Source organism: Mesorhizobium sp. M2A.F.Ca.ET.037.01.1.1 (assembly GCF_003998075.1).
Lineage (GTDB): Bacteria > Pseudomonadota > Alphaproteobacteria > Rhizobiales > Rhizobiaceae > Mesorhizobium.
Map to the genome: position 1 here is coordinate 1 of NZ_RZSA01000674.1, position 3,798 is coordinate 3,798.

Annotated in this window: 4 protein-coding genes; all 4 read right to left on the reverse strand. The window is 59.0% G+C overall.

Going from position 1 to position 3,798, the window contains the following annotated elements; all coding sequences use genetic code 11:
* Nucleotides 1–88 precede the first annotated feature (88 nt).
* Entirely contained in the window at nt 89–586 is a 498-nt protein-coding gene (locus tag EOA27_RS26675; protein ID WP_189343245.1) for a TadE/TadG family type IV pilus assembly protein, read from the reverse strand.
* 4 nt (nt 587–590) lie between these two features.
* Nucleotides 591–2,093: a pilus assembly protein TadG-related protein gene (locus EOA27_RS26680; protein ID WP_189343244.1), complete on the reverse strand. Its 1,503-nt coding sequence runs from the start codon at nt 2,091–2,093 to the stop codon at nt 591–593.
* A gap of 59 nt (nt 2,094–2,152) precedes the next feature.
* Nucleotides 2,153–2,458: a hypothetical protein gene (locus EOA27_RS26685; RefSeq protein WP_126079121.1), complete on the reverse strand. Its 306-nt coding sequence runs from the start codon at nt 2,456–2,458 to the stop codon at nt 2,153–2,155.
* The coding region (locus tag EOA27_RS26690; protein ID WP_145970548.1) for a type II and III secretion system protein family protein at nt 2,445–3,798 on the reverse strand (1,354 nt) is incomplete at its 5' end. The genes EOA27_RS26685 and EOA27_RS26690, both read right to left, overlap by 14 nt.

Sequence of the window (3,798 nt, forward strand, 5' to 3'; positions counted from 1 at the left end):
AGCAGAAGGGTCAGCAGCAGCGGCATGGCGATGGCCGCCTCGACCATCGCTGCGCCGGACTCGCTTGCCCAAAATCTGCGTGGCAGCCTTACCATCCGAAGACGCGCTCTTGATGGAAGACCGACAGGGTCACGTCACCAAATCCAAGATAGGACCAGAATCCCAGATCCGGATATGGATACGATGTGCTGACCTGCACCACATCGACGTTGCTCGTCGGACTGAGATAGAGTTCGGTTCCGGTCCCGGCCTCGATCGCCGGAGTGGACAATGACTTGCTGATTGTGACCTCGCCCGTGGTCCATCCTGTGACCCTTGCGCTGCCGCCGGTTATGGCTCCGTTCACCGCAAGGTTTTTCGCATAACCCGAGCAAGTGTCCCAATCACTGCTGCAGCGCGCCATGTAGCGGGCAGCATCCCGAACACCGGCGTCGAGGAGCATCCGTGTGTTCAGCATGTTCGAGAATTCGTACACGCCGGCCGACAGCAGCACCACGAATGGCGTAACGATCGCCATCTCCACCAGGACTGCGCCATCGTCCTCGCTCCTGAAGCGCTTGATGAGGTGGTTGAGTTTGGCCAGCATGGTGCTACCGATAGAGCTGCGCTTCGTTGCGGAAGGCCTTGTCGACCAAGGTGTTATTCGCAAAGGCACCATCAACGTCGACGATCTCGATGCTGATAGGCTTCTCGCCCGCCGATGGATCTTCGGGGTCCTTGGTGTTGTCCGATTTCTGAACCGGTGTGTTGACGAACACACTGACGTAGCCGTCCGGCTTTAGCTGGATATGGCCGTTGATCTTGGCTTGGTTGGCTATGCAGTTGACGATTGCCATGTTGAGCAAACGGCGGTCGGGATCAGGAGTGGGCGCGGTTCCCTTGAAGCAGGATGGGTTGCCGGTTTCCTTCGTGGGCGCCATCGACTTGTCGCCGACAAGGTTGTTGGCGATCTCGTATTTGTAGACGTCAAATCGAGATGCCGGAGCGGTCTTGGAACCGGTCGGATTGGTGGCGCTGGGCACATTCGGGTAAGTCGTTCCGTGGTTGACCGACCAGTAGGTGCTCCAGAAGCTTTGGGCTGTGATCTTGTCCGACATGCCCTTGGAATCGTCGTAATTCGTTCCCGGAGGAAGAGGCAGCGCGGTGCCATCGGTCACTGGATCATACTTGCTGCAGCCGGTCTTCTGGCCTTTGCGGACATTACTCGCGGGCCGGTAGTTCCAGTCCTTGTTGTTCTTGGCGAGCGAACCGCTGTAGAGGTCGAAACGAGTGTTCAGCCCGGTGTTCACCTGCCCGAGGGTGACACCGGTCTTCGTAGTCAGAGCATCCCGGCTATAGCAGGTGCCGGCGGTGCCCATGGCGATGGCATCCCGCAATGACGACAGGTTGTTGTCGATCAAGCCAAAATTGCCCGGTCCCGGGTTCGAATCCACCTTCAGAATGCGGAATTCGCGGCCATACGTATCGCCAGAAGCAAAGGCCTGCTGAATTGTCTTGCTGGTGCCCGGCGTGGCCGTTTCGAACGGGTTGCACATGAAAAGCGGCACGGTTTCGCAGATCGATTGCTTGAAGCCGGCGACCGCCTGGGGCTGGATACCCATCGTGTTGCTGCCGCCATTGAAGCTGGCGGGGAAAATGGTCTCGAAGTCCCCGGCGCCTCCAGAATTAAGGGTTACAACAACAAGGCTGACCGCCGTGGGATCAGTACTTGCCCAGTTGACGCCGTCTGCATCAACACCATTTGCGCCGAGTCTCGTGCTGTCGCTGGCTGGTATTCCGGTCAGAAAGGTCACATCAATATCGGCACGGGCTATTTGATGGTCGCCAGCCGTCGAAAAAAGTGTGTGATTGGCGATGAGGTTATCGATCGCTCTGTTGGCGCGGGTAATGCTGTCCGACCTGCCATCGAGCTCCGCCGCGCCGGCAAGCGCCAGCGCGTCGACGCCCTTCTGCAGATCGCTGTGCAGCCCGTTGGCGCGGCTCATGTCGATCGCCAGCAATGCAAAGCCGACCAGAACCGGCAGCATAATGGAAACCAAGATCATCGCTATGCCGCGCTGATCGTTCCAGAATTCACGAATGGTCCCCAACATGACCCTACTCTCCATTCGTGTCGGGTGTCCTCGCGCGCCCGACGCGCCGCATCCTTCCGCTACTTCGCTGCGTTGGTTTCGCTCGACTGTCCGACATTGACTGTCATGTTCGTTGCCGACGCTGCCGATCCGCTCGGTGGAAGCTTGTATTTCTGAACGACCCCGACGGAACGTGCGCCATCGCCCTCGATCTTCGTGTTGTTGGAAGCCGGGTTATACGGATCGACCGTCTGCAGCAGCTGATTGGCTTTCTGCGAGTCGCCGGAAGCCAGTGTCATCGTGTCGTAATTGTGCAGATAGTCGGCCGCGCAGCCCGCGAGCAGACCGGTGCCGAGAAGGACGAGCAGGAGCTTACTTTTTGACATAGAGCAGCTTGTCCTTCGATTTCACATCCAGCATGTGGCCATAGGGCCCGGTGACGCCGTCGCCATGCTCGTACATGCGGATCATGTCCTTGCTGACTTCCAGTTGGCCGAGCAGCATGAGTTCCGGATCGTTGGCGGGCTTGGTCTTGTCGAAAGGCGTCGCCAGTTGCTCGCCGGGTTTCACCGGCCGCACGAGATGTGGCGTCACAATGACGACGAGCTCTGTCTCTTCCTTCTGCGTGCTCGAATTGCGGAACAACACGCCGACGATCGGCACCTGGCCAAGCCATGGCACCTGGTCTTGCTGTATTGTGTTCTTGCTCGAAAGCAGGCCACCCACGGCGAAGCTCTGGCCGTCACGCAGGTCGACGACGGTCGAAAGCTTGCGGTTGGTGAAGATCGGATCGCCGGCGGCGGTGAAGCCGGTCAGGTCGCTGACTTCTGGTGCCAGCTTCATGTGAATCTTGCCGTCGTCCAATACCACCGGCGTGAAGTTCAGATTGACGCCGAACTGCTTGAACACAATCTCGACTTCGCCTTGCGCGTTGACACTGCGCACGGGCACTTCACCGCCGGCATTGAAGCTGGCCGTCTCGCCGGAAACCGTGGTGAGATTCGGTTCGGCAAGAGTTCGCACGACACCCTTTGCCTCCAACGCCTCGATGATCAGATCAACCTTTAGGTTGTTGTCGATTACCCTCGTTATCAGCGCTGCAAATGGGCTGGTGTTCGATAGAAGGCCGGAGAGGATATCTCCCGGGCCGAGCACCTTATTGTCCTCATCGACTGCCGCATCGCCGGTACCGGTTCGAGTCGTGCCGCGGCTATTCGTGCTTCTGATCGACACCCCGAGATCGCGGCCGGCATTTCGCTTCGCCTCAAGGATGCGCACCGAAAGATTGACCTGCTCGCTGTCATCGATCGTAACCGAATTGATGATCGCGTCGGGACCATATTGCTGGGTGACCTCGACGATGGATGCCAACGTCGCCGCGTCCTTGACGTGGCCGGAAAGCCTGACCTTGCCGTTGATGGAGCCGATCTCGATGCGTGCTTTCGGCGCTACCTGGCGAATGGCGACCGCCATGTCGCTGACATCCTGGCCGACCTCGATCTGAATGGCGCCAAGCGAGCGCTTGTCCTCGGAAAACAGATTGACCGTGGTGGTGCCGACACTCTTGCCGATGATGTAGAGCGTCTTGTCGGTCATCGGCTGCGCGTCGGCGATCTTCTCGTCGCCGACGACGATGTCGCCCAAAGTGGCGTTCACCTGGATCGTGGCCGATTGGGAGATCGGTACGAAGACGCGGTGCAGCGACGGGCTCGACACGTCGATGAAG